Source organism: Glycomyces harbinensis, from assembly GCF_900101745.1.
GTDB lineage: Bacteria > Actinomycetota > Actinomycetes > Mycobacteriales > Micromonosporaceae > Glycomyces > Glycomyces harbinensis.
Genome location: NZ_FNAD01000020.1, coordinates 47710 through 72075 on the forward strand (window position 1 = coordinate 47710; position 24366 = coordinate 72075).

Here is a 24366-nt window from a genome sequence, read left to right on the forward strand (position 1 = left end):
CCCGCGGCCGACACGAGAGCGTGTCGGCAGGGTGATCAGTGGGGAGCATCCATGAGCGGGTGGCGCTCCGGTCGCCGCGGGCGAGGCTGACTCCTGCGCGCCGACCGAGACGCGCTCTACTGCATTCCCCGCCGAAGCTTCCCTGCGTGTATCGGCATGTGGAATGCGTTTGGAAGAACGACAATAAAGGCGACCCCGGTGACGTGGACGTGTTTCCGTTATACGCTCGAGCTAAAGGTGGAGACACTCGGATATCCGCGTGGATCGGTCTGTGAGAGATCGACCAGATGCGGGCGACAGTCGTCTGAGCGCTCCAGCCGGTATCGGCAGGTGACAGGCTGGTGGCCCTGTCCCGGGAACCGACTCCTCGCAGCGAGTCGCCCGCAGCTCATCGATATCGACCTGGCCGCACCCGCGGCTCGCTCGACCGAAGCCGGCCACGGCCGGAGTACCCACCAGTCCGCTGTTAGGCGGTGGCCGCATGGCTGCAGACCTCAGAACCGACACCAAGCGCGACCGTAACGAATACCAGTCGCTCACTCCCCTGTTCGATCGCCTGGCCGCGCTCGAGGACAACCACCCTGATCGCGCCGACCTGCGCGACCGACTCATCACCGGACACCTCCCCCTCGCCGCCCACATCGCGCAGCGCTACGCGGGCAAAGGCATCTCCAAAGAGGAACTGCTCCAAGTCGCCTCTGTGGGCCTCATCCACGCCGTCGACCGGTTCGACCCGGCCCGCGGCAGCGACTTCCTCTCCTACGCGGTGCCCACCATGATGGGCGAGGTGCGGCGCCACTTCCGCGACACGACCTGGCCCATGCGCGTTCCCCGCCGGCTCCAGGAGCTGCGCCTGGCGATCAACCAGGCCGGCGCCGAGCTCACCCAGGCGCTGGGGCGGCCGGTCACCAACGCCGACCTCGCTCGCCACCTCGGCGTCACCGAGGCCGAGATCGAGGAGGGCATGGAGGCCAGGCAGGCGTTCCGGTCCGTCTCGCTCGACGAGCCCGCCTTCCAGGACGCCGACTCCGGCTCCCTGGCCAAGTTGATCGGCGGGGACGACGACGCCCTCATGCTCGTGATCGACCATGAAGCCCTCGTACCGCTCCTCCAAGACCTGCCGCCGCGTGAGCAGCGGATCCTGGCGCTGCGGTTCTACGACGAGCTCACCCAGGCCCAGATCGGCGAAGAGGTCGGCATCTCCCAGATGCACGTCTCCCGCCTCCTCAAGGCCACCCTGGAAGACCTGCGCGAACACCTGCTCACCGCGCCCGAGCGCTGAACCTCTCGCCCGTGGAGTTCCCCACTTTTCCGGAGGGGCGCCCGCAGACGGGGGGAGCGGCCGAGACTGAGGAAGGCTTCGAGAATGTCCGGCGCAGGGGACGTTCGTGGCATGCATGTGGGGCGGGTGGGTATGCCGACTGAGTGGGCTCACGGGCGGCTGAAGGGGATGGCTTGCAGGATGAGAGGGATTGAGACCGTCGATGCGGTCGTCATCGGGGCCGGTCCGAACGGGCTGGTCGCGGCGAACCTCCTCGCGCAGGAGGGCTGGGACGTTCTCGTCCTGGAGGCTGAGAAGGAACCGGGCGGGGCCGTGCACACGACTGAGCCGGTCGCCCCTGGATTCCGTGCCGACCGGGCCAGCGCGTTCTTTCCGCTGGGCGCCGTCTCTCCCGTCATCGCAGGGCTCGGTCTCGAAGACCACGGCCTGTGTTGGCGCCGCGCGCCCGACGTCCTCGCGCACGTGCTGCCCGACGACCGGGCCGCCGTGCTCTCCCAAGACATCGACCGCACCGCCGCCTCGCTCGACACGTTCGCGGCCGGCGACGGCGAAGCCTGGCGCACCGAGTTCGACCTGTGGCGGCGCGTGCGCGAACCCCTCATCGACGCCATGCTCCGACCGTTCCCGCCCGTGCGGGCCGCGTTCGCGTTCCTGCGGGAGCTGGGCTCCGGCGACGCGCTGCGTTTCTCCCGCCTCGCCGTCCTGCCCGCACGGCGGCTCGTGGAGGAGCGCTTCGCGGGCGAGGGGGCCCGGATTCTCATGGCCGGCAATGCGATGCACTCGGGGCTCGGGCCCGATCAGGCCGGCAGCGCCCTGTTCGGCTGGCTCCTGTCGATGGTCGGCCAGGACGCGGGCTTCCCCGTACCCGAAGGCGGGGCCGGGAACCTCACCGCCGCGCTCGTCGCGCGCCTCTACGCTCACGGCGGCCGCGTCGACTGCGGCAGGCCCGTCGCGAAGGTGCTTCAAGCCCGCGGGGTCGCCGTCGGCGTCCGCGACGGCGAGGGGACTCCGATCCGCGCCCGCCGTGCCGTTCTCGCCGACGTCACAGCCCCGCACCTGTATCGCGATCTCATCGGCACTGAGCGGCTTCCGGCGCGCCTCGTCGCGGACCTCGACGCCTTCGAATGGGACCCGGCCACGTTCAAGGTCGACTGGGCCCTGTCATCGCCCATTCCCTGGCGGAACGAGGCGGTCGCCGGGGCGGGTACCGTCCACCTCGGCGCGGACCTCAACGGGCTCTCCATGTCCAGCGCGCGGGCCGCCACCGGGCGCGAGGCGAAGAAGCCGTTTCTGCTCATGGGCCAGATGACGACCACCGACCCGACCCGCTCCCCGGACGGCACCGAGAGCCTGTGGGGTTACACCCGTTTGCCACGCGGTCTCGATTGGAGCCCCGACCTCGCGCGGCGGCGTGCCGACCGCATCGAGCGGGCGATCGAACGCCACGCTCCCGGCTTCGGCGACCGCATCATCGGCCGAGTCCTGTCCGGCCCGTTCGAACTCGAAGGCCTCGACCGCAATCTGAATGAAGGCGCCATCAACTGCGGGACCGCGGCCGTCCACCAGCAGCTCGTCTTCCGGCCCGCGGCCGGAGCGGCGCGCGCCGACACCGTGCTGGACCGCCTGTTCCTTGCCGGGGCCTCGGCCCACCCGGGCGGCGCCGTCCACGGCGCTCCCGGTGCGAACGCGGCCCGCGCCGCACTCGCGAGGAACGGCCTCGGCGGCGCGTGGTACCGGGCCGCCGTCGACCGGCTCCATCGGCGGCTTTACAACGACCCTGAAACCGGAAGCGGTGCAACATGAAGGACGCAGCAGACCTCGGCGTGACGGTGACCGTCCCCGCCCCGCCGGAGGTGGTCTTCGCCGTGCTCGCCGACGGATGGGGCTATGCGTCCTGGGTCGTCGGCGCCTCGCGCATCCGCGACGCGGACGCCGACTGGCCCGCGAAGGGAACCCGCATCTGCCACAGCATCGGCCCCTGGCCGCTGCTCATCCAGGACACGACCACGGTCGTCGCCGTCCGCCCGCCGAGCCTGCTCGTCCTGGACGCCCGGATGTGGCCGCTGGGCAAGGCCCGGGTCCGCTTCGACCTGGCCCCTGCCGAAGGCGGGACCGCGATCACGATGAGGGAGGTCGCCACCGGCGGCCCGCTCGCGCTCCTGCCGGTGTCGGTCCAGACGCGGCTGGTCGCGCCCCGCAACCGCGAATCGCTCGACCGGCTCTCCCGACTGTCCTGCGCGCAGGACCGCGACGAGCGAACGGTGGACGAAGAACCGGCATGAGCCGGTCCGGCGAGGCCGTCGAACGCCCGCGCCGAGCAGTGCCCCGAACTCCGAGCGCACTCAACTCCGGTCGTCCGGCCTTCAAGGCCCCAGGGAGGCGGCACACGTCCGTCGACGATGCGGACTGGGCCTCTGCGGCCGCCGATTCGATGTCGGCGGAGCGGGGCCGAAAGCTGGTGCTCGGACAGGCGCCCACCGAATGGAACGGAGGGGAAGGGGTACGCCTGTATTCCCGGATCGATCAGAAAGGATTCAGCAATGACGCAAACACATTCACAGTCGACGAATAAGCGCTCAACCGTGCAGATCGTGACGATGTCGATCGCCCTTGTCTTCGCGGTCATCGGGCTGCTCGGGTTCGTCCCCGGCATCACCACGAATTTCGACACGATGACCTTCGCGGGCCACCATTCGGATGCGAAGCTGCTCGGGGTCTTCGAAGTCTCGATCCTGCACAACCTGGTGCACCTGCTGTTCGGGGTCGTCGGGTTCCTCATGGCCCGTACTGCGAGGAATGCCGTCATGTACCTGATCACCGGCGGCGCGATCTATTTCGTGCTCTGGATCTACGGTCTGTTCATCGACCTGGACTCGGCGGCGAACTTCGTGCCGCTCAACGACGCCGACAACTGGCTTCACCTGGTTCTCGCCATCGGCATGATCGGTCTGGGAGCCTACTTCTCCCGCAGCAACCGGAGCGTCACCCGCTCATAGATCCGCACCACTGACCGCGCGGCCGACACGTTCCTCGCGTCGGCCGCGCGTTGATGCGGAGTGGACGCGCGACCCGACGGGCAGCGGCTTTGCGCCCCCGTCCTTGGCGACCGCCGAGCAACGCGAGCGCGGGCCCGGTCGAGCACGCCGAGCAGTTGTGCGCCGGCGGCCGGGAGTATCTCGAGGGGATCATCCCACTCTTGAAGAGGCGCTCGCCCTCGACAGGCCGGTCACGGCGCCTCGTCCGCACCCACCTGCGGCTGGTCTGCGACGCCATGGGTCCTGAAGCCAAACGCATCGCCCTGTTCGACATGGCCGGGGCCGGCGCCGACCTCGGGCGCATCATCCCCGGCGTGCTGCACGCCTTCGCCGACGCACACCCCGAGCGCAGGGCCCTGTGGTTCAGTGCCTCGGCGGTGAGGCACCGATTCGAGCCGTCGCCGACCGCAGCTCCGCGTCCGGGGGCGACGGAGCCAGGAGCCCGCGGCGCGGGCTAGCCCGCTCAGCCCCGTCGGCTCCGCAGCCTGGCGGCTCATCGCAGTTGATCACCTCACCAGAGGCAGACGCGGCAAAGCCGTTCACCCCGACTGTCCACGGAAGGACTACGTCGCTGGCCCATCCATAGGACACCCACGGAAACACATCGCAAAGCACTTCCAGGAGCGTGAACGGAGGCGCCATCAGAAGGAAGTTGCTGGCGACGAGCCTGAACTGGTGGGCCCCCTCGGACTCGAACCGAGAACCTACGGATTAAAAGTCCGCAGCTCTGCCATTGAGCTAGAGGCCCTTGCCGAGACGATATCGTATCGGCCCGCAGCTCCGCTCTGGCAGCAGGCTGCGGCATCGATGGTACGGCATGGCCGCCACGAGGACTGTTCGACTTGGGCCCTCGTGGCGGCCAGCACGGCCACCCTCCGAGGAACTTGTCGATCTCGCTCTGCCAGCGGTGCACATGGCCGCCGCCGACGTTCGCGTAGAGTGCCGACCTCCGCGGCTCCCGTTCCTCCCAGGTGGCGCTTTCGAGCGGACGGCCCGCGGCACTCGGATTGTCACAGCCCTGGGGGAGGATGGGAATCGGACCGGTTCTCGCGTCGCCGGACCCGCGATCCGGTCGCGGCGACCTGTTTCAGGCCGGACTCCACCGCCGGGCCGGTGGCGGTGGAGCCTGCGGCGGGCGGTGTGGGCTCGGCACCGCCGCTGGTGGACGGCGCGGCGGCAGTCGCGGAGCACCGCCGCCGCGCCTTTTCGATCCGCGTCACACGCAGCCCTCGGTGGGGTCGGGCCCGCTCCCGCTAAGATCGAACATATGTACTATAAACCATCGAGGCGAGGCTGTGTACCCCCGGTCGGGTGATACCGCAAGGACTCTGCGATCGGGGCGCGTCGCCCGGCACGGCCCTTCCCTATCCGGGTGGACGAGCAGGTAGACTCGCCTGCTGTGCTCATATTGCTGCCGCCGTCAGAAGGGAAGGCCGGTCAAGGCGACGGTCCTCCCCTCGACCTTGGGCGTCTCTCCTCACCGGCGCTGAACCCCATCCGCGAACTCCTCGTCGACCGCCTGGTCGAACTGTGCGCCGACGAGGACGCTGCCGCGAAAGCGCTGAAACTCCCTGCGACCCAACGGCATTACGTCCAGGCGAACCGGGCGCTGCGCACGGCCCCCACCCTCGCCGCCTGGGAGCTGTACAACGGCGTCCTCTACGACCGGCTCGGCCTCGGGGACCTCCCCGACGGCGAGCAGGTCCTCATCGCCTCGCCGCTGTGGGGGCTGCTGCGGCCCTCCGACCGGGTGCCGCCCTACCGGATGCCGATGAGCGCCAAGCTCCCCGGCACCGAGACGCTCGCGAAGCTGTGGCGACCGGCCGTCGCCGAGGTCCTCGGCGCCCGCGACGAGCTCATCGTGGACCTCCGCTCGGGCGCGTACGCCCAGGTGTGGGGCCCGAAGGACCGCGGCGTCTCCGTCCGCGTGTTCAAAGAGGACGCGGACGGCAAGCGCAGCGTCGTGACACACATGGCCAAGGCCACCCGCGGCGACGTGGCCCGGGCGCTCCTCGCCGGCGGCGCCCGCCCCGAGTCGGCCGCCGACCTCGGCGACTTCCTCGCCGGACAGGGCTGGAAGGTCGAGCTCAGCGAACCGGCGACCCGGTCCAAGCCCTGGCTGCTGGACATCCTGAACGCCTGAGCGAAGCTACCCTCGCGTGTAGTAGCGAGGGCCCCCGGCAACAACCCTGCCCGGGGGAACCTGAAGCGGAGCTGAAGGCGGGCCGGGCATCACGGTAGTTACCGTCGCGTTTCGTTCGGAGCGCCCCTGGCAACAACCCTGCCTCGGTGAAGCTGAAGGGGAGCTGAAGTGCTCCGCGGGTGAAGCGACAGGAAGGACCCGGACGGGATGCGTCCGGGTCCTTCCTTCATGTCGCTAGTGGTTGGAGTGGTAGCCCTCGGTCTTGGCGCGCTCGAAGGATCGGCGCACCTCTTCCTCGGCCTCGGCGCGGCCGGTCCAGGTCGCGCCTTCGACGCTCTTGCCGGGCTCCAGGTCCTTGTAGACCGTGAAGAAGTGCTGGATCTCCAGGCGGTCGAATTCGGGGACGTCCGCGATGTCCTTGAACCGGTCCTTGCGCGGGTCGTCGGCCGGGACGCACAGCACCTTGTCGTCCACGCCCTTCTCGTCGCGCATCCGGAACATGCCGATCGCGCGGGCGCGGATGACGCAGCCGGGGAACGTCGGCTCCACGAGCACCAGCGCGTCCAGCGGGTCGCCGTCCTGGCCCAGCGTGTCGTCGATGAAGCCGTAGTCGGCCGGGTACACCGTCGCGGTGAACAGCGTCCGGTCCAGACGGATGCGTCCGGTCTCGTGGTCGATCTCGTACTTGTTGGCGCTCCCCTTGGGGATCTCCACCGTCACGTCGAACTCCACAGGCCGACCTCCTCCAGGCTCAAATGCAGTGCTCTTAATGGCCTAGTCTCTGTGCATGTCCCTCAGCGACAACGCCGACCCCAAGGGCGCGAGTAGTACGCCACACGCCGGGCCCGCCGCACCCGCCAAACCCGGCCGGGCGCGCCGCCGCCGGGCCCTCACGGGCGTCCTCGCCGCTCTCGCCGTCGTGGTCACCGTAGCCGCAGCGGGGGGCCTGGTGTGGCAGTTCGCCGCCGTCGCGAACCCGCAGACCGGCGTGTTCACCCCGCCCGAGGCCTATCCCCCGGTCGAGCCCGCGCCGGTGCTGGCCTCCTCCGACGCCGACGCACCGGTCCCCGACCTCGCGTCGGTCCTGCCCGCGCTGCTCGACGACGCGCGCCTCAACGGCTCCACTTCGGCGTCGTTCGCCGACGCCCTGACCGGCGAGGTCCTCTACGAGCAGGAGGGCGACACGCCCCTCGCCCCGGCGTCATCGATGAAGGTGGTCGCGGCCGTGGCCGCGTTCGAGCACCTGGGCGCCGAGTACCGCATCCCCACGACCGTGGTCGAGGGCCCCACCGACGACAGCGTGGTGCTCGTGGCCGGCGGGGACGTGACGCTCACCGTCGACGGCGACGGCTACTACAACGAGTACGCCCGGGGCGCGAGCCTCACCGAGCTGGCCGACGCGGTCCTGGAGGCGCGCGGCGGCGACGCGCCGGCCACGGTCTACCTGGACACGAGCGTGTTCACCGACAACCCGAAGGCCGAAGGCGTGCTGACGGAGGACCTGGTCTACGCGACGGCGCCGATGGCCCCGATCATGGTCGACGGCGGCCGCAAGGACAACACCCAGAAGTACGCCGAGCACTACACCGACCCGGCGACGGTCGCCGTGCTGGAGTTCGCGGAGATCCTCGGCGCCGATGTCGCCGAAGGCGTCGCCGAGGAGGGCGCGGCCGAGGTCGCGACCGTGTACTCGGCACCGCTGGCGGCGCTGGTCGACTCGTTCATCCTCACCTCCGACAACCTGCTGACCGACGCGGTGGCGCTCCAGACGGCGCTGGTCGTCGAGGGCGAGATGACCTGGGCGGCCATGTCCACGGTGCACCTGGCGACCCTGGAGTCCCTGGGCGTGGCGACCGACGGGCTGGTGTTCTACGACGGCTCGGGCCTGTCGCCGACCGACCGCATGACCGCGAACGCGTTCACCCAGGTGCTGCTCGGCGCAGCCGGATCGCAGGCGGCGTCGGTGTTCGAGTCGCTGCCGGTGGCCGGGTACTCGGGGACCCTGAGGAACCGGTTCGACTCCGCCGGGGACGGCAAGGGCGTGGTGCGGGCCAAGACCGGCACCCTCAGCGGGGTCAGCTCGCTCACGGGGACCTTGACGACGCTCGACGGCAGGCAGCTCGTGTTCTCGCTCATCAGCAACCAGGCGACCACCGGCGAGGAAGCGGTCGAGGCGGCGATGGACGAGATCTCGACCGCGGTGGCGCGGTGCGGCTGCTGATCGGGGCTTCGATCGATGGGGCTCCTCTCCGCCGGTTCCGTCCGGCAGGTCCCATGGTGGCGCCCCGAAGCTGAAGCCAGGCTTAAGACGGCTGAAGACCGCTTCAGGAAGCGAAGGGCCCCGGGCGGATGCCCGGGGCCCTTCGCTCGGAGTCGGCAGGAAGCCCGGGACCGTTCCCGGGCCGCCGGGGTCAGGCGGTGTTCCAGGTCTGGTTCAGCGCCAGGCACCCGGTGGCCGGGACGGTCGCGGTGCGGTTGCCGATCGACTCCCACGTGTAGCTCCCGTCGGCGCGGACGATCACGTACTTGTACTGGAACGTGGTCCCGGCCGGGACCGAGACGGTGCCCTTCCAGTACGGGTAGGCCGCGCCCGACAGGTGCGCCGAGGCGATCGGCGTCCAGTTCCCCAGCTGCGGGACGGACCCGACGAGGTAGACCTCGTCGCCGACACTGGTGCCGGTGACGTAGGCGCTGGCGTTCACGCAGTCGTCCGCGTCCCCGCCCGGACCGCCGCCCGTGTTGCCGACGTAGATCGCCAGCGCGGTCTTGGCGGCCACGGTGGCCGAGAAGGTCCCGCCGGAGACGGTCACGGCGGCGCCCGAGATGACGTCGGTGTACGAGCCGTCCGGCAGCGACGTGGTGAAGGTCTGGGTGATCGAGGCGCTGGAGGCGTTGAAGACCGCGTGGCCGGCGTCGCCGCGTCCGAAGGCGAAGGCGTCGCCCGAACCCCAGGTGTCGACGACGGGTTCGCCGGCGGTGGCGGCGCGGAATCCGGCCATGCCGCTCATGTAGGGCGAGCGGTGGATGCACGTGAACGCGTCGGCGCCGCAGTTCACGTCGGCGACGGTGCCGTCGCCGTCGAGCGGCGGGGCGTCGCTGGAGCCGGAGAAGGCGTAGCCGGTGTAGGAGGCGGGGGTGCCGAACGGGTAGGCGAGCATGAACGCCTCGCCGAGCAGGTAGTCCTGGCCGTTCTTGTAGCTCATGGTCTGCGAGCCGCGCTCGGTGTCGTGGTTGGCGGCGAAGACGCCGGCGGGCGAGGTGTAGCCCCAGGAGGTGCCCATGGTGGTCAGGTGGCGTGCCTCCGAGCCGCCGTTGATGTGGTTCTTGAGGTCGTGGGCGTAGCTGAACTCCTGGACGTCGCCGATGCCGGTGTACTCGGCTTCGGTGATGGGTTCGCCGGCGGCGCCGATGACCTCTTGGACGATGTAGGGGTCGCCGTCGACGAGGTTCATGACGGCGGCGAGGTCGGTGGCGGAGATGTGCTTGGCGGCGTCGACGCGGAAGCCGTCGACGCCGAGGCTCGTGAGGTCGTCGAGGTAGGCGGCGATGGTCTCGCGGACGTCGGTCTGGGAGGTGTCGAGGTCGTTGAGGCCGACCAGGTGGCAGTTCTGGACTTCGCCGCGGTCCTGGTAGTCGTCGATCTCGCAGTAGGAGGAGCCGGTGTTGTGGAAGTCGGAGGCGTCGTAGCCGGCGTCGGGGTAGTGGAACTGGCGGTACTCGGAGCCGTTGGAGCCGTATCGGGTCTGGGTGGCGGAGCCGGCGGCCATGTGGTTGATGACGACGTCGGCGATGACGCCGATGCCGTTGGCGTCGCAGGCGTCGACCATGGCGGCGTATTCGGCGCGGGTGCCGAGGCGGGATTCGAGTTCGTAGCTGACGGGCTGGTAGTGGATGTACCAGGCGTGGGCTTCGCCGCTGGAGGCGTCGGTGCCGAGGATGTGCTCTTGCGGGGGCGAGGTCTGGACGTGGGTGTAGCCGGAGTCGGCGAGGGGTCCGGCGCATTCGGCGGCGATGGAGTTCCAGGTCCACTCGAACATGTTGAGGATCGAGTCGCCGCCGGCGAGGGCGGCGGCCGGGGCGGCGTCGAGCGGGGCGGGCTCGGGTTCGGCGGCGGGGGCGGTCAGGCCGGCGAGCAGGGCGGCTGCCGCGAGTGCGGTCCCGCCCGCGGCGGCGAGGAGCCGCCTGGGAATGGTGTGAGGCATCATTGCTCCCTTTGCAAGTCCTGCCCGCAAACCTGCAAGATGTTGCGGGTCTGTGGAGAACCTAACATCAACCGGAGATAGATTTCAAGATGGTCGATATTTAAATCCGTTTGCCGGTTTGCGCACCCCGTCCCGGAACGCGCCGCGCACGCCGTGCCGGACCGTGATGGTGGCGAGACGACTGCGCTGTGGATAGGCTTGGACCATGGCGCCGCCCGCAGGAAACCCGATGCTGCCGTCAGTCGACTGGCAGACCGCCGCCTCCTGCTCACGGGCCTTCAGCCGCGGCGGGCCCCGCATGAGCCCCGAAGGCGCGCTCGACGTCGTCGCCGACCTCCACCGCCACGCCCGCCACGCGATCGAGCTCGTCAGCGACTACACCCTCCTCACCCCCACCGGCGACACCCCCGTGGACGTCGTCGACCGCGTCCGCTGGAGCAACGTCAACATCGCCGGCTTCCGCCGCCTCCTCATCGGGCTCGGCGCCGAGCAGGCCCACCCGGACGCCCCCGCCGGGGCCGCCGCCAGGCTCGCCGGCGTCCAGGCCGGAGCCGTCCTCGCGTTCCTCTCCTCCCGCGTGCTCGGCCAGTTCGAGACCTTCTCCGCCGACTCCGGCCGCCTCCTCTTCGTCGCCCCCAACATCGTCGAGGTCGAACGGCGCCTGCGCCTGCCCTCGCGCGAGTTCCGCCTCTGGATCGCCGTGCACGAGGCCGCCCACCTCACCCAGTTCACCGCCGTCCCCTGGATGCGGGACCACTTCCACGACCTCATCCACACCTTCTTCGACGCCGCCGAACCCGACCGGTCCTCCGCCGCCGGACTCGCCCGCGCCGTGCGCCGCGCGATGGCCGCCGCCCGCGAGGGCGAGGCCCCCGGCGCCGCGAACACCCGCCCCGTCGGCCCGCCCGGACCCGAGCCCGCCGGCCTCGACGTCATGTCCGCGGTCACCAGTCCCGAACAGCGCGAAGCGATCTCGCAGATCCAGGCGCTCATGACCCTCCTGGAGGGCCATGCCGAAGCCGTCATGGACGGCGTCGGACGCACCGCCATCAACCACGTCGCGCTCCTGCGCCGCCGCTTCGACCGCCGCCGCGCCAACCCGACCACGCTCCAGAAGTTCGTGCGCCAGCTCCTGGGCCTGGACGCCAAGATGCGCCAGTACGCGGCCGGCCGCCGCTTCGTCGACCACGTCGTCGCCGCACACGGCGTCACCGGCTTCAACCGCGTCTGGGAGGCCCCGGCGAACCTGCCGACCGAGACCGAGATCGACTACCCCGAACAGTGGATCGCCCGCGTCATCGGAAGGCCGAGCCTCGCCCCGCGAAGCCTCGGCCGTGGCTAGACTGCCGCCTTCGGTGGCGCGGCTGCGCGTCGCCGTCCGCGACGCGCTCGCCGACCTCCCCGCCGACGCGCTCGTGCTCGCCGCCTGCTCGGGCGGGCCGGACTCGCTCGCGCTGGCCGACACGCTCGCGTTCTGCGCCCCGCGCATGGGCCTGCGGGCCGGACTCGTCAGCGTCGACCACGGGCTGCAGGAAGGCTCGGCCGCGCGCGCGGCCGGCGTCGCCGCGTGGGCGCGGACCGTCGGATTCGACCCCGCCGAAGCGGTCACCGTCGAAGTCGGCGAGGCGGGCGGGCCGGAAGGCGCGGCCCGGCAGGCGCGGTACGCGGCCCTCGACGCCGCGGCACGGCGGCACGGCGCGTCCGCGATCCTGTTGGGCCACACCAGGGACGACCAGGCCGAGACCGTGCTGCTCGCGCTCGTTCGCGGGGCCGGGCCGAGGGGCATCGCCGGGATGCGGGCCGTGCGCGGGCCCTACCGCCGGCCGCTGCTGGGCATCGCGCGGTCCGACACGCACGCGGCGTGCGCCGAGCGGGGGCTGCGGCCGTGGGCCGACCCGCACAACTCAGACCCGCGGTACCTGCGGTCGGCGCTGCGCCCGGCGCTCGACGCGCTCGTGGGCGTCCTCGGCGAGGACCTGGTGCCGAACCTCGCGCGGACCGCGGCGCTGGTCGCCGCCGACACCGACCACCTCGACGCGCTCGGCGCGGCCGCGCTCGAGGAGTGCCGCACCGGGCACGGCGCGGCCGCCGATGCGACGGCGCGCCGCGAGACCGCGGGCCTGGACGCGAAGCGGCTCGGCGCCCTGCCGGACCCGGTCCGGCGGCGGGCGCTGCGCGCCTGGGTCCTGGAATCGGGCGTCAACGGCGCCGAGCTGAACCACCGGCACCTGGACGCGCTCGACGCGCTGGTCGCCGACTGGCGCGGGCAGGGCCCGACGTTCCTGCCCGGCGGCATCGCGGTGCGGCGCGCCGATGGCGAACTCACGACTGAGCGGACGATCGCCGGGCAGCCCGAAGGCCTTTCGGCGGCAGGGTTATGGATCCCCGGTTTTCCAGGATGCCCGAAGGGTCCGACAATCCGGGACCGGCGGGCCGCGTTCGGCGGCGCCGGTGGCGTCCAATGGGGCGGGCGGGCGGGCGCGGGCAGGCCAGCACGAAGCCTCAGGCGCCCGCGGGCTCGGCGCCCCCGGTTCCGAAGTGTGCCCCGGGGGTGCGACAGGTGAGCCGTGAGATTCACTTCGTTCCGCTTATAGCGAAAAATAAGGACGGCCCGCGCCGGGCGCGGGCCGTCGGGAACGGTCGGTTCGGAGCCCCTACTTCTGGTAGACCTCGGGTTTGAGGACCCCCACGAACGGGAGCTCCCGGTAGCGCTCGGCGTAGTCCAGGCCGTAGCCCACCACGAACTCGTTGGGGATGTCGAAGCCCACGTACTTCACGGGGACGTCGACGCGCTGCACCCCCGGCTTGCGGAGCATCGAGACCACCGAGACCGAGGCCGGGTGCATCCCCTGCAGGTACTTGAGCAGCCACGACAGGGTGAGCCCCGAGTCGATGATGTCCTCGACGACGATGATGTGCCGACCCGCGATGTCCGAGTCGATGTCCTTGAGGATGCGCACCGTGCCCGACGAGGTGGTCGAGCTCCCGTACGAGGACAGCGCCATGAACTCCATCTTCACCGGCACGGTCAGCGCCCTCGCGAAGTCGGCCATGAACATGACCGCCCCCTTGAACACGCCCACGAGCAGCAGCTCGTCGCCGGTATCCGATGCGCTGTCGGCGAAGTCGGCCGACACGCGGGCGCCGAGTTCGGCGACCTTCGCTCGGATCTCGTCCTCGGTGATGATGGTCCGCTCGATCTCATCGGCGTACCACGAGTCAGGGTCGAACACGGCGTCCTTCGCTGCTGCGGACGGCACCGATGCTGGGCTGGCTAGCTCCGACGTCATGTAACAAGGGTGCCACCCGTTCGCTCGCGCCGCAGGCTTGGGTGGGCGAAGTCAACCTGCCCGTGGTACTAATTACGGACTATCAGCGGGGCGGGTAAGGGCGGTAACCGGCGCGGAGTGCCATGGGCCCCTGACGCTGCGGGACGTCGAACCTCCCCACCGTGTACGTTCGAGTTCTAAGCGCCCTGAAGGCCAGGAAACCCTACAGGACCGCGGCGAAGCACACATAGCCGTGGAGAACGCTCACTCGACAACGCGACGACGCAGCAGGAGGAAACGAGTGGTCGACGCCGGGAGACCCACACCTGAGCGGAAGCGGTTCTTCCGCAGGCCGCTCGTATGGATCGTGCTCATCGCCCTCATCGCGGTCCTCATCGGCAGCTTCTGGTCCGGCGGCTCCGAATACGACGAGGCCACCACCTCCGAAGTCCTCAAGGACATCAACGACGGCAACGTCAAAGAGGCCAACCTGCTCGACAAGGAGCAGATGGTCCAGCTCACCCGCGACGACGACTCCCAGGTCGAGGCCTACGTGCCCGCCGGGATGATGGAGACCGTCGCCACCGAGCTCGAGGAGGCCGGCGTCGACTTCGACACCGAGGTCAACGAGACCTCCGTGTTCGTCTCGTTCCTGCTGAGCCTCCTGCCGATCGTCCTGATCGTGCTCCTGCTGCTGTTCTTCATGTCGCAGATGCAGGGCGGCGGCTCGCGCGTCCTCAACTTCGGCAAGTCCAAGGCCAAGATGGTGTCCAAGGACACCCCCAAGACCACGTTCGACGACGTGGCCGGCGCCGACGAGGCCGTCGAGGAGCTCCGCGAGATCAAGGACTTCCTCGAGGACCCGAAGAAGTACCAGGAGCTGGGCGCGAAGATCCCCAAGGGCGTCCTCCTGTTCGGCCCCCCCGGCACCGGCAAGACCCTCCTCGCGCGCGCCGTCGCCGGCGAGGCCGGGGTCCCGTTCTACTCCATCTCCGGCTCCGACTTCGTCGAGATGTTCGTCGGCGTCGGCGCCAGCCGCGTCCGCGACCTGTTCACCCAGGCCAAGGAGAACGCCCCCGCCATCGTGTTCGTCGACGAGATCGACGCCGTCGGCCGCCACCGCGGCGCCGGCATGGGCGGCGGCCACGACGAGCGCGAGCAGACCCTCAACCAGCTCCTGGTCGAGATGGACGGCTTCGACACCCGCGGCGGGGTCATCCTCATCGCCGCCACGAACCGCCCCGACATCCTCGACCCGGCCCTGCTGCGCCCCGGCCGCTTCGACCGCCAGATCCCCGTCGACGCCCCCGACAAGGAAGGGCGCCAGGCGATCCTGTCCGTCCACGCCAAGGGCAAGCCGTTCGTCCCGAACGTCGAGTTCGACACCATCGCGCGGCGCACCCCCGGCTTCTCCGGCGCGGACCTCGAGAACGTCATCAACGAGGCGGCGCTGCTGACCGCGCGCCACAACGAGAAGGCGATCTCCGCCGACGCCCTCGAAGAGGCCATCGACCGCGTCATCGCCGGACCCGAGCGCAAGGGCCGCGTCATGGGCGACGCCGAGAAGAAGATGACCGCCTACCACGAGGCCGGCCACGCGCTCGTCGCCCACGCGCTGCCCCACGCCGCACCCGTCCACAAGCTCACCATCCTGCCGCGCGGCCGCAGCCTCGGGCACACCCTGGTGCTGCCGGTCGAGGACAAGTACACGCAGACGCGCTCGGAGATGATCGACACGCTCGCCTACGCCCTGGGCGGGCGGGCCGCCGAGGAACTCGTCTACCACGACCCGACCACCGGCGCCTCCGACGACATCTCCAAGGCCACCAAGGTCGCCCGCGCGATGGTCACCGAGTACGGCATGTCCGCCAAACTCGGCGCCATCAAGTACGGCACCAGCGCCTCCGAGCCGTTCCTCGGCAAGGACTACGGCCACCAGAGGGACTACTCCGACGACATCGCCTCGGACATCGACGCCGAAGTGCGCCTCCTCATCGAGATCGCGCACGACGAGGCCTACGCGATCGTCACCGAGTACCGCGACGTGCTCGACCAGATGGTCACCGAACTGCTCGAGAAGGAGACGCTGAACACCGAGGACCTGGCGCGGATCGCGACCCGAGTGGTCAAGCGCCCGCCGATGGCCCCGTTCAACGGCACCGCCTCCCGCAAGCTCGGCAACCCGCCCGTCTCGACCCCGAACGGCTCCAAGCCCGCCGAGGGCCCCGACGAGGGCATCGAGATCGGCCCCGCCACCGAGGGCCAGGGCCCCCAGGCCTGAAGTCCGAACGACGACGCGCGAGCGGCCCCGCCTACCGGGTAGGCGGGGCCGCTCGTTTCCGGGCGGTGACAAACCCCACTGGAGCCCGCGGCAAAAACCCGTAAGCTTGGCCGATGGCTGAACTCGACAACCTGGCCGCCCGCCTGATCGACGGCCGCATCAACGGCAGCCCCGTCGAGGACGCGGTGGACCTGGGGCGGATCGAAGCCGCCGTCAGGGAGATCCTGGCCGCGATCGGCGAGGACCCGGACCGGCCCGGACTCAAGGAGACCCCCCGGCGCGTCGCCCGCGCCTACGCCGAACTCTTCGCCGGACTGCGCGTCGACCCCGCCGCGGTCCTCAAGACCTCGTTCGACGAGAACCACAACGAACTGGTCCTGGTGCGCGACATCGACGTCCAGTCGTTCTGCGAACACCACCTGCTGCCGTTCACCGGCGTCGCCCACGTCGGGTACATCCCCGGCGCGAACGGCCAGATCGTGGGCCTCTCCAAACTCGCGCGCCTCGTCGAGGTCTACTCGCGGCGACCGCAGGTCCAAGAGCGACTCACCAGCCAGATCGCCGACCAGCTCTACAAGTCGCTCGAAGCCAGCGGCGTCATCGTCGTGGTCGAATGCGAGCACACCTGCATGTCCATGCGCGGCATCAGGAAACAGGGCTCCAAGACCATCACCTCGGCCGTGCGCGGCTCCATGCAGTCCGACGCGCGCACCCGCGCCGAGGCCATGTCGCTGCTGCGCGGCACCGCCGGGTGAGCCGCCCGCCGCCGACGACCCGTCCCCGAGCGGGGACGCCGAAAGGCCGGATGCGCTGCGCATCCGGCCTTCGCCGTAAGGATGAATGAGGTCAGGGGTGTCCAGATCTCAAGCTTCCGGTTGTTAGAAGACCTGACCGGTCTGCGACTGGAACGAGTCGCCCTCCGGGGTGGCCTCGGTGTAGGTGGTGTCGAGGAAGCCGTCGCCGTCGTTGTCCGACACGACCGTGTCCGCGACGCCGTCGGCGTCCGAGTCGACCGAGAGCTCGTCGAGCAGGCCGTCCGCGTTGTAGTCGGTGGCCACCACGTCGGCGTAGCCGTCGGCGTTGGTGTCCGTCGCGACGGTGTCGACGTAGCCGTCGGCGTTGGTGTCGGAGGAGACCTGGTCGGTGACGCCGTCGCCGTCGGTGTCCGACTCCCAGGTGTCGATCAGGCCGTCGCCGTCGGTGTCGTAGACGAAGGAGTCCACCGTGCCGTCGCCGTCGGCGTCGACGATGACCTCGTCGGAGATGCCGTCGCCGTCGTAGTCGGTGGCAACGCCCTCGGCGTCGCCGTCGCCGTCGGCGTCGATCAGGGTCACGCCGTCGGTCGTGATGGTCTCGTCGGCGTAGCCGTCGCCGTCGACGTCGAAGGTCTCGGTGACCGTGGAGACCGAGGAGTCCTCGTAGTAGTCCTCTTCGGCGGTGTAGTCCTCGGCGGGGACCTCTTCGGTGTAGGTCGCCTCTTCCTCGGTCGCGTACTCGTCGGTGGTGACGTCTTCTTCGACCGCTGCCGGGTCTTCGTACTCGCTCATCGCTCTTCCATCCTTAGATCTTGAAGTGTTCGGTGCTTGTGAGAAGAACTTTACGACCGCGCTGAGGGCCGTGAATCCCCAGAGTGTGCCAACCCCCTATGCTTTCTCCCGTCCCTCCCGTATGCGGTTGTCCCCGAACGTCAGGAGTGTTCGTTGGGCTTTGACGACAGCGCTTTCGACGTTCCCGAGCCGCCTCCGGCGCTGGTCCCGGTGCCGGCGGTGCGGGCCTTCGACTTCCACTCCGCGCGGGTCGTGTTCGGCGCGGCGGGCTGCGGCTGGCAGTTCGACCTGCGGGCCGACGACCCGGTCACGAGGGACGGGATGCTGCTGGTGCCCTTGATATCCGAGGCGGACTACTACCGGGCGGTGGACGGCGACGGGGACGCCTACGCGAGCCTGGTCCCGGCCGAGGACGTGTACGTGCAGCGGCCCGAGCCCGGCACGGGCGCCCCGCGCCCCGGGTACCTCATCGAGCGGCTCTCCGACCCCGACCGGCCGCCGGTGCGCCGGCCCTACCCGGCCTCGGACGTGCCGAGCCTGGTCGGGCGCCGGGTCTGGTACTGGACGGACGGGGCGTTCAGGGACGACTTCCGCTGCGTCTCCGAGCCGTTCGAGGTCGACGGCGACTTCTGCGTGCGCGTGGTCGAGGAGCGGGCCTGGTACCGCTGGCAGCGCACCGGGATGCTGCCCAAGGCCCAGGACGCGTTCATCCACCACCTGTGGACGCAGTGAGCGAAGCGGGCATCAGCCTTCAAAACGGGCATTCGCTGCGCCCCCGGACTGCAAGGATGCCGCAGGGGTGCGACGTTCGGGGGCTGCCCGCCCCCGGGGTCGGGCGTGTCGGAGTTCGGCGTCCCCCGGTTCAACCATGGCGCGGGGGTGCGACAAGTGGGCCGGTCAGGCCTGCCAGAGCCTGGTCATCATGGCCTCCACCGCGATGCGCGGGCGGACGTTCGCTTCGATCATTTTGCGGCAGTCCAGGATCGCGTCGATGCGGCGCAGCAGCGATTCGGCGCTGAGCCTGCCCGCCGCGGCCCTGGTCGTGTCGGCCATGTCCGGGTGGATCGGGTCGACCCGCGCGCCGAACCCGGCCGCGAGCGCGTCGCGGTAGAACGCCGCCAGGTCCACCAGGGCCCGGTCGAGCGAGTCGCGCTGCGCCCGCGTGTCGCGGGTCTTCTGGCGCTTCTCCAGCTCCTTGAGCGCCGACGCCGAGCCGCGCGAGGCCTTCGACGCGCCCTTGCCGGTGCCGCCCTTGCCGAGCGCGGTCTCGAGCGCTTCGCGTTCGGCGAGGGACCGGTCGGTGTAGGTGCCCGAGGCTTCGGCTTCGGCGGCCTCGATGAGTTCGACCGCGGCGGTGAAGCACGCGCCCAGGCCCGTCAGGCGGCGGGGGATCTGGAGGACGTCGTGGCGTTTCGCGCGCGCCTCGGCGTCGGTGGCGAGGCGCCGGGCCCGGCCGACGTGGCCCTGCGCGGCGGCGGCGTACAGCTCGGCTTCGCGCCGGTCGAGGCCGTCGCGGGCCACGAGCAGGTCCGCGATCGCCTCGGCGGGGGGCTGGCGCAGTCCCATGACGCGGCACCGGGACCGGATCGTCACCGAGATCTCGGCGGGGTTGACCGAGGGCGCGCACAGCAGGAACACGGTCCGCTCCGGCGGTTCCTCGACCGCTTTGAGCAGGGCGTTCGCGGCGGCTTCGGTGAGGCGGTCGGCGTCTTCGACGATGAGGACCTGCCAGCGCCCCTGCGTGGGGGCGCGGCTGGCCTCGAGGATGAGCTTGCGGACCTGGTCGACGCCGAGGGTGAGTCCTTCGGGGATGACGCGGGTGACGTCGGAGTGGGTGCCGCCGAGGGTGGTCCGGCAGGCGTGGCATTCGCCGCAGCCGCCGTCGGGGCACTGCAGTGCGGCGGCGAAGGCGACGGCGGCGGTGGAGCGGCCGGATCCGGGCGGGCCGGTGAACAGCCACGCGTGGGTCATGCCGGTGCCGCGGGCGGCGTCGGCGAGGACCCGCCGGGCTTCGTCCTGGCCGACCAGTTCCGCGAAGACGCCGGGGCCGCTCACGGGCGTCCGGCCTCTTCGGCGACGGTGCTCCATCCGTAGTCGCCGGGGGTCTTCGCGTCGTGCTTGTCGCTGTCGAGGCCGGGCCAGCCGGTTTCGGTGCGGGCGGTCTGGGTGCGGATGTCGAGCCGCTGCGCGACGGCTTCGCGGACGGCGGCGGCGATCTCGTCGGGGGTGCCCGCGGCGGGGAGGACGAGGTAGCGGTCGGCGTCGGCGGCGGCGAGGTGGAGGAAGGTCTCGCGGACTCTCTCGTGGTAGTCGAGTTCTTCCTGTTCGAGGCGGTCGCCGGTGCCGCCGGCCTTGGCGCGGTGGAGGCCGGCCTGCGGTTCGACGTCGAGGAGGACGGTGAGGTCGGGTTTGAGTCCGCCGGTGGCCCAGGAGGAGACCCAGGCGACCTCGTCTTTGCCGAGGTCGCGGCCGGACCCCTGGTAGGCGATGGAGGAGTCGATGTAGCGGTCGGAGACGACGACGGCGCCGCGTTCGAGGGCGGGCCGGACGACCTTCTCGACGTGCTGGGCGCGGTCGGCGGCGAAGAGGAGCGCTTCGGCGCGGGGGCCGGGGGCGGAGTCGCCGCCGGAGTCGAGGACGAGGGTGCGGATGCGCATGCCGATGTCGGTGGCGCCGGGTTCGCGGGTGAGGACGGCCTCGTAGCCGCGGAGTTTGAGCCAGGCGGCGAGTTTCACGGACTGGGTGGACTTGCCGGCGCCTTCGCCGCCTTCGAAGACGACGAAGAAGCCGGATCCGGCGACGGGGACGGCGGCGGAGAGGGGCCGGCCGCGCAGGGAGGACCAGAGGTCGGCGAGGACGGGCACGCCGGGCTTGTCGTCCATGGATTTGAAGGCGGTGACGCCGAGCCAGGCGACGAGGGCGGCGGCGACGAACAGGAGGATGCGGCTCATGGAGAGTTCGACTTCGGTGAAGCCGAGGTCGAGCTGTCGGGCGGCCTGCCAGCCGGCGAGGGGTGCGGAGACGGTCATGGCGAGCATGAGGATGACGCGGGCGGAGACGGCGATGAACGCGAACATGCGTCCGCGGATCTCGTCTTCGGTCTCGCGCTGGAGGAGGGTGATGCCGGCGAGGAAGGCCATGCCGGCGCCGAGGCCGATGACGACGGAGCCGAGGAGGGAGACCCACAGCCAGGGGGCGACGGCGTCGAGTGCGAGGCCGACGCCGGCGAGGACGATGCTCATGCCGAACCAGCGCAGGCGTGAGAGTTCGCCGATGAGTTTGGGGCCGAAGGCGATGCCGGCGCCGAGGCCGAGGAAGAGGAAGACCGCGAGGATGTAGAAGGCGGCTTCGCCGGCGTCGAGGGTGGTGGCGTAGACGGTGCCGACGCCGATGAGGATGCCGGCGCCGCTGAAGGCGCCGAGCATGCCGAGGATGAGGCCGCGGACGCGTTCGCGGCTGCGCATGTAGGTCCAGCCTTCGACGAAGTCGTTCCAGACGCTGGAGGTCTTGGCGGCGATCTGGCCGTAGCGGCCGGAGATCTGGGGGATGAAGAAGTAGACGGTGACGGCGAGGATGCCGAACATCGCGGCGGTGAGGTACAGGGCGATGACCATGGGTTCGGCCCAGGGGCCGAGGTTGGCCCACACGTTCTGTCCGCGTTCGAGGATCGCCAGGACGGCGAAGGCCAGGGGCGGGGCGAGCCCGTAGGTGGTGGCGAGGCTGAGCTGGTTGGCGGCCTCGTACTTCTCGGGCGGGAGCAGGTTGGGGACGGCGGCTTCCTTCGCCGGGGACCAGATGAGGACCGCGCCTTCGATGCACACCTGGGCGATCGCGAGCCACGCGACGGTGACGGCGGTGTTGTTGGTGATGAGGTAGACGGTGGGGACCGAGGCGATGAGCACGAAGCGCGCGGTGTCGCAGGCGGCCATGGTCTTGCGCCGGTCGAACCGGTCGGCGAAGACGCCGGCGACGGGTCCGAGCACCAGTGACGGCAGCAGGCGGAGCACGATGGTCGCCGAGAACGCCGCGCCCTTGGCGGCGGGGTCGTCGAACAGGGACTGCGCGAAGCCCGCGGTGGCGAACAGCGCGAGCCAGTCGCCGAAGGAGGCGAGACCGAGTACGGTCCACAGCCTTCTGAACGGGCGGATACGCAGCACCGTCTGGATGTCGGCAAGGGTGTTCGCCATGCTGCTCCTCGAAAGTCAAAGACCGCACCGGGTCGACTACGAGACTAGTCGGCCCGGCGCGGCCTCATGTCCCGGCGCGGTCGGTTGAGTGGCCTGCGACAGGTCCGGCGTGGGACCTGCCGGGGCGGCTCACGTCAGGCGGCGCGCGAGGTAGTCGCAGACGACGCCGTTGGCCTCGCCGATCGAGGCGGCGCACCCGTCGGGGTCGCGGCGGAACGCCAGGCGGACCAGGGCCTGCCCGGTCTCGACGGCGACCGTGACGGTCTTGTTGAGTTCGTCGTCGCCGCCGATGCCGAAGCGGTGGGCGAGTCCGGCGAGGATCTGGTCGGCGATGACGTCGCCGCCGGTGGTGACGGCGTCGGCGCGGCCCGGGTCGATCGCGTCGGCCAGGTGGAGGACGCGGAAGCCGGGCGCGGTGCGGTACATGTGGACGTATTCGCTGATCGCGGCCTCGACTCCGCCGCGCCAGTCGGCGGGCGGTTCGGCGTCGAAGCGGGCGGCGAGGCGCTCGAAGTACAGGTCGATGTAGCGCTGGCTCAGCGCTTCGGCCAGTGAGCGCTTGTCGCCGAAGAACTGGTAGACCGATCCGATGGCGACGTCGGCCCTCTGGGCGATGGCCGTGGTCGAGAGCCGGTCGTAGCCGACCTCTTCGATCAGGTCGGCGGCGGCGTCGAGCATTCGGCGCACCCGCGCAGCCGATCGTTCCTGGACGGGCAGGCGGCGCAGCGAGTGCGTCGCCCCGAACTTGGACACCGGTGACATCGTGGGCTGCCGAGCGGCCGGCACGGTTGCTGTGCTCATGGTGTTGTCTCCCCCCTCGTGATGACAAGTCTCCCCATCATGGACGACTTGCCCGGATTTGAGGCTCATTCCCGGTCGTGTCGCGAGAGAAATTCCATGTTCCCCCGACCGAGTGTCACCATGTCGACACGAAACGGAACGAAAACTCCATGTCGCCCGGCGGCTTGACGGGATGCGTATTTGGTCACTCTGACGGTGGTGACGGTTGTGTGCGAACACCCGGGCACGGAAGGATTGCGAGTGTTTTGCGCGTTGCCTTAGGGGAGGCGACGGCGGAGAGGACATACACGTGAACACACGGCGCACCCCGGCCTTCCGGGCCCGATGCCGCAAGCAGGCCGTCCACCGCGTCGCGATGGTCTCGGTCCACACCTCCCCGCTCGCGCAGCCCGGCACCGGCGACGCCGGGGGCATGAACGTCTACGTGCTCAACACCGCCCGCGAACTCGCCCGCGCCGGCGTCGAGGTCGAGATCTTCACCCGCGCGACGAGTTCCGAAGAGCCTCCCACGGTCGAGGCCGAACCGGGCGTCCTGGTCCACCACCTCCCGGCCGGGCCCTTCGAGGGCCTGTCCAAGAACGACCTTCCCACGCAGCTGTGCGCCTTCACCGGCGGCCTGCTGCGCGCCGAGGCCCGCAACCGGCCCGGCCACTACGACCTCATCCACGCCCACTACTGGCTCTCCGGCCAGGCCGCCTGGGTGGCCGCGGACCGGTGGGGCGTCCCGCTCGTGCAGACCTTCCACACCCTCGCGAAGGTGAAGAACGCGCAGCTCGCCGACGGCGACTCGCCCGAGCCGATCGGCCGGGTCGTCGGCGAGGAGCAGATCACGACCGAGGCGGACCTCCTCATCGCGAACACCGCGGCCGAAGCCGCCGAGCTGCACCGCTACTACAACGCCGACACCCGGCGCGTCGAGGTGATCCACCCCGGCGTGGACCTGGGCGTCTTCCGCCCCGGCGACCGGTACGCCGCCCGTCAGGCCCTCGGCCTCCCCCAGGACGCCCTGGTCGTGGCGTTCGTGGGCCGCATCCAGCCCGCCAAGGCCCCGGACGTGCTCCTGCGCGGCCTCGCCCGGCTGCGCGAGACCGACCCCGAGCTGGCCCGGCGCATCGTCCCGGTCTTCGTCGGCGGCCCCTCGAACACCGACCTGTACTGGCTGCCCAAACTCGCCGGCGAGCTCGGCCTGGGCGAGACGGTCCAGTGGCGCACCCCGCGCTCGGGCGAGGCGCTCGCGCAGGTCTACCGGGCCGCCGACGCCGTCGCCGTCCCCAGCTACAACGAGTCGTTCGGCCTGGTCGCCCTGGAGGCCCAGGCCACCGGCACCCCCGTCATCGCCGCGCGCGTCGGCGGCCTGCCGACCGCCGTCGCCGAGGGCTCCTCGGGCCTGCTGGTCGACTCCCACTCCTCCGACGACTGGGCCGGCGCCATCGGCAGGCTCATGGGCGACGACGACCTCCGCCGGCGCCTGGCCGCCGGCGCCCGCACCCACGCCGCGCTCTTCTCCTGGCAGGCCACCGCCGAAGGCCTCAGCAGCGCCTACCGGAGGGCGCTCCTCATGCGCTCCCAGGCGATCACGCTCAACCGCTGACAGCGGCCCTGCCCCACGGAAAGCGAAA

General features: G+C 70.7%; 19 protein-coding genes, 1 tRNA gene and 1 pseudogene. 13 read left to right on the plus strand and 8 right to left on the minus strand.

What is annotated here, in order from left to right:
• Positions 1-481: 481 nt before the first annotated feature.
• From BLQ63_RS24405 to BLQ63_RS24425, 5 genes are all read left to right on the plus strand, one after another.
• Positions 482-1282 carry a SigB/SigF/SigG family RNA polymerase sigma factor gene (locus BLQ63_RS24405; RefSeq protein ID WP_091040153.1) on the plus strand — a complete coding sequence of 267 codons (801 nt, stop codon included), beginning with the start codon at positions 482-484 and terminating at the stop codon, positions 1280-1282.
• Positions 1283-1462: 180 nt separating this feature from the next.
• Complete coding sequence (locus BLQ63_RS24410; RefSeq protein WP_091040154.1) at positions 1463-3085, plus strand: phytoene desaturase family protein; 1623 nt, start codon at positions 1463-1465, stop codon at positions 3083-3085.
• Positions 3082-3564 carry an SRPBCC family protein gene (locus tag BLQ63_RS24415; protein WP_091040155.1) on the plus strand — a complete coding sequence of 161 codons (483 nt, stop codon included), beginning with the start codon at positions 3082-3084 and terminating at the stop codon, positions 3562-3564. Before BLQ63_RS24410 ends, BLQ63_RS24415 begins: the two co-directional genes overlap by 4 nt.
• Before the next feature lie 258 nt (positions 3565-3822).
• Positions 3823-4278 (plus strand): DUF4383 domain-containing protein, encoded by a 456-nt coding sequence (locus BLQ63_RS24420; RefSeq protein WP_091040156.1) that lies wholly within the window; start codon positions 3823-3825, stop codon positions 4276-4278.
• Positions 4279-4478: 200 nt separating this feature from the next.
• Complete coding sequence (locus tag BLQ63_RS24425) at positions 4479-4775, plus strand: hypothetical protein (RefSeq protein ID WP_143015071.1); 297 nt, start codon at positions 4479-4481, stop codon at positions 4773-4775.
• Positions 4776-4990: 215 nt separating this feature from the next.
• On the opposite strand, the gene BLQ63_RS24430 is transcribed toward BLQ63_RS24425, so the two are convergent.
• A tRNA-Lys gene (locus BLQ63_RS24430) sits at positions 4991-5065 on the minus strand.
• Positions 5066-5689: 624 nt separating this feature from the next.
• Between BLQ63_RS24430 and BLQ63_RS24435 the strand changes: the two genes are divergently transcribed.
• On the plus strand, positions 5690-6460 hold the full coding sequence (locus BLQ63_RS24435; protein WP_218125480.1) for a YaaA family protein: 771 nt from the start codon (positions 5690-5692) through the stop codon (positions 6458-6460).
• Positions 6461-6694: 234 nt separating this feature from the next.
• Here the strand turns inward: BLQ63_RS24435 and BLQ63_RS24440 are convergent, their stop codons facing one another.
• On the minus strand, positions 6695-7192 hold the full coding sequence (locus tag BLQ63_RS24440; protein WP_091040159.1) for an inorganic diphosphatase: 498 nt from the start codon (positions 7190-7192) through the stop codon (positions 6695-6697).
• Between the two features lie 55 nt (positions 7193-7247).
• Between BLQ63_RS24440 and dacB the strand changes: the two genes are divergently transcribed.
• A complete protein-coding gene (gene dacB / locus BLQ63_RS24445; protein ID WP_091040160.1) occupies positions 7248-8681 on the plus strand; it encodes a D-alanyl-D-alanine carboxypeptidase/D-alanyl-D-alanine endopeptidase in 1434 nt (477 codons plus the stop codon).
• A gap of 190 nt (positions 8682-8871) precedes the next feature.
• Here dacB and BLQ63_RS24450 read toward each other — a convergent pair whose 3' ends face one another.
• Positions 8872-10662 carry a carbohydrate-binding module family 20 domain-containing protein gene (locus BLQ63_RS24450; RefSeq protein WP_143015072.1) on the minus strand — a complete coding sequence of 597 codons (1791 nt, stop codon included), beginning with the start codon at positions 10660-10662 and terminating at the stop codon, positions 8872-8874.
• A 229-nt stretch (positions 10663-10891) separates the two neighbouring features.
• Between BLQ63_RS24450 and BLQ63_RS24455 the strand changes: the two genes are divergently transcribed.
• Together BLQ63_RS24455 and tilS are read left to right on the plus strand one after the other, a co-directional pair.
• Positions 10892-12004, plus strand: coding sequence for a zinc-dependent metalloprotease (locus tag BLQ63_RS24455; RefSeq protein ID WP_177155089.1), 1113 nt, complete (start codon positions 10892-10894; stop codon positions 12002-12004).
• Positions 11997-12977 (plus strand): annotated as a pseudogene (gene tilS / locus BLQ63_RS24460) (tRNA lysidine(34) synthetase TilS); the annotation flags it as partial. The gene BLQ63_RS24455 and the pseudogene tilS, both read left to right, overlap by 8 nt.
• Positions 12978-13316: 339 nt before the next feature.
• Here the strand turns inward: tilS and hpt are convergent.
• Positions 13317-13952, minus strand: coding sequence for a hypoxanthine phosphoribosyltransferase (gene hpt / locus BLQ63_RS24465; protein ID WP_091040163.1), 636 nt, complete (start codon positions 13950-13952; stop codon positions 13317-13319).
• Between the two features lie 280 nt (positions 13953-14232).
• On the opposite strand from hpt, the gene ftsH reads away from it, so the two are divergent.
• Positions 14233-16212 carry an ATP-dependent zinc metalloprotease FtsH gene (gene ftsH / locus BLQ63_RS24470; protein ID WP_091040164.1) on the plus strand — a complete coding sequence of 660 codons (1980 nt, stop codon included), beginning with the start codon at positions 14233-14235 and terminating at the stop codon, positions 16210-16212.
• 113 nt (positions 16213-16325) lie between these two features.
• Complete coding sequence (folE, locus tag BLQ63_RS24475) at positions 16326-16967, plus strand: GTP cyclohydrolase I FolE (RefSeq protein WP_091040165.1); 642 nt, start codon at positions 16326-16328, stop codon at positions 16965-16967.
• Between the two features lie 123 nt (positions 16968-17090).
• Here folE and BLQ63_RS28930 read toward each other — a convergent pair whose 3' ends face one another.
• Positions 17091-17759 carry a hypothetical protein gene (locus tag BLQ63_RS28930; RefSeq protein ID WP_218125481.1) on the minus strand — a complete coding sequence of 223 codons (669 nt, stop codon included), beginning with the start codon at positions 17757-17759 and terminating at the stop codon, positions 17091-17093.
• 153 nt (positions 17760-17912) lie between these two features.
• Between BLQ63_RS28930 and BLQ63_RS24485 the strand changes: the two genes are divergently transcribed.
• A complete protein-coding gene (locus BLQ63_RS24485) occupies positions 17913-18491 on the plus strand; it encodes a hypothetical protein (RefSeq protein WP_091040166.1) in 579 nt (192 codons plus the stop codon).
• 165 nt (positions 18492-18656) lie between these two features.
• On the opposite strand, the gene BLQ63_RS24490 is transcribed toward BLQ63_RS24485, so the two are convergent.
• The 3 genes from BLQ63_RS24490 to BLQ63_RS28635 form a co-directional block, all read right to left on the minus strand.
• A complete protein-coding gene (locus BLQ63_RS24490) occupies positions 18657-19814 on the minus strand; it encodes a DNA polymerase III subunit delta' (RefSeq protein WP_218125482.1) in 1158 nt (385 codons plus the stop codon).
• Positions 19811-21946, minus strand: coding sequence for a dTMP kinase (gene tmk, locus BLQ63_RS24495; RefSeq protein WP_218125483.1), 2136 nt, complete (start codon positions 21944-21946; stop codon positions 19811-19813). Before tmk ends, BLQ63_RS24490 begins: the two co-directional genes overlap by 4 nt.
• A 129-nt stretch (positions 21947-22075) precedes the next feature.
• Positions 22076-22747 (minus strand): TetR/AcrR family transcriptional regulator, encoded by a 672-nt coding sequence (locus tag BLQ63_RS28635; RefSeq protein WP_177155091.1) that lies wholly within the window; start codon positions 22745-22747, stop codon positions 22076-22078.
• Between the two features lie 355 nt (positions 22748-23102).
• On the opposite strand from BLQ63_RS28635, the gene mshA reads away from it, so the two are divergent.
• Complete coding sequence (mshA, locus tag BLQ63_RS24505) at positions 23103-24338, plus strand: D-inositol-3-phosphate glycosyltransferase (protein WP_091040214.1); 1236 nt, start codon at positions 23103-23105, stop codon at positions 24336-24338.
• Positions 24339-24366: the final 28 nt, after the last annotated feature.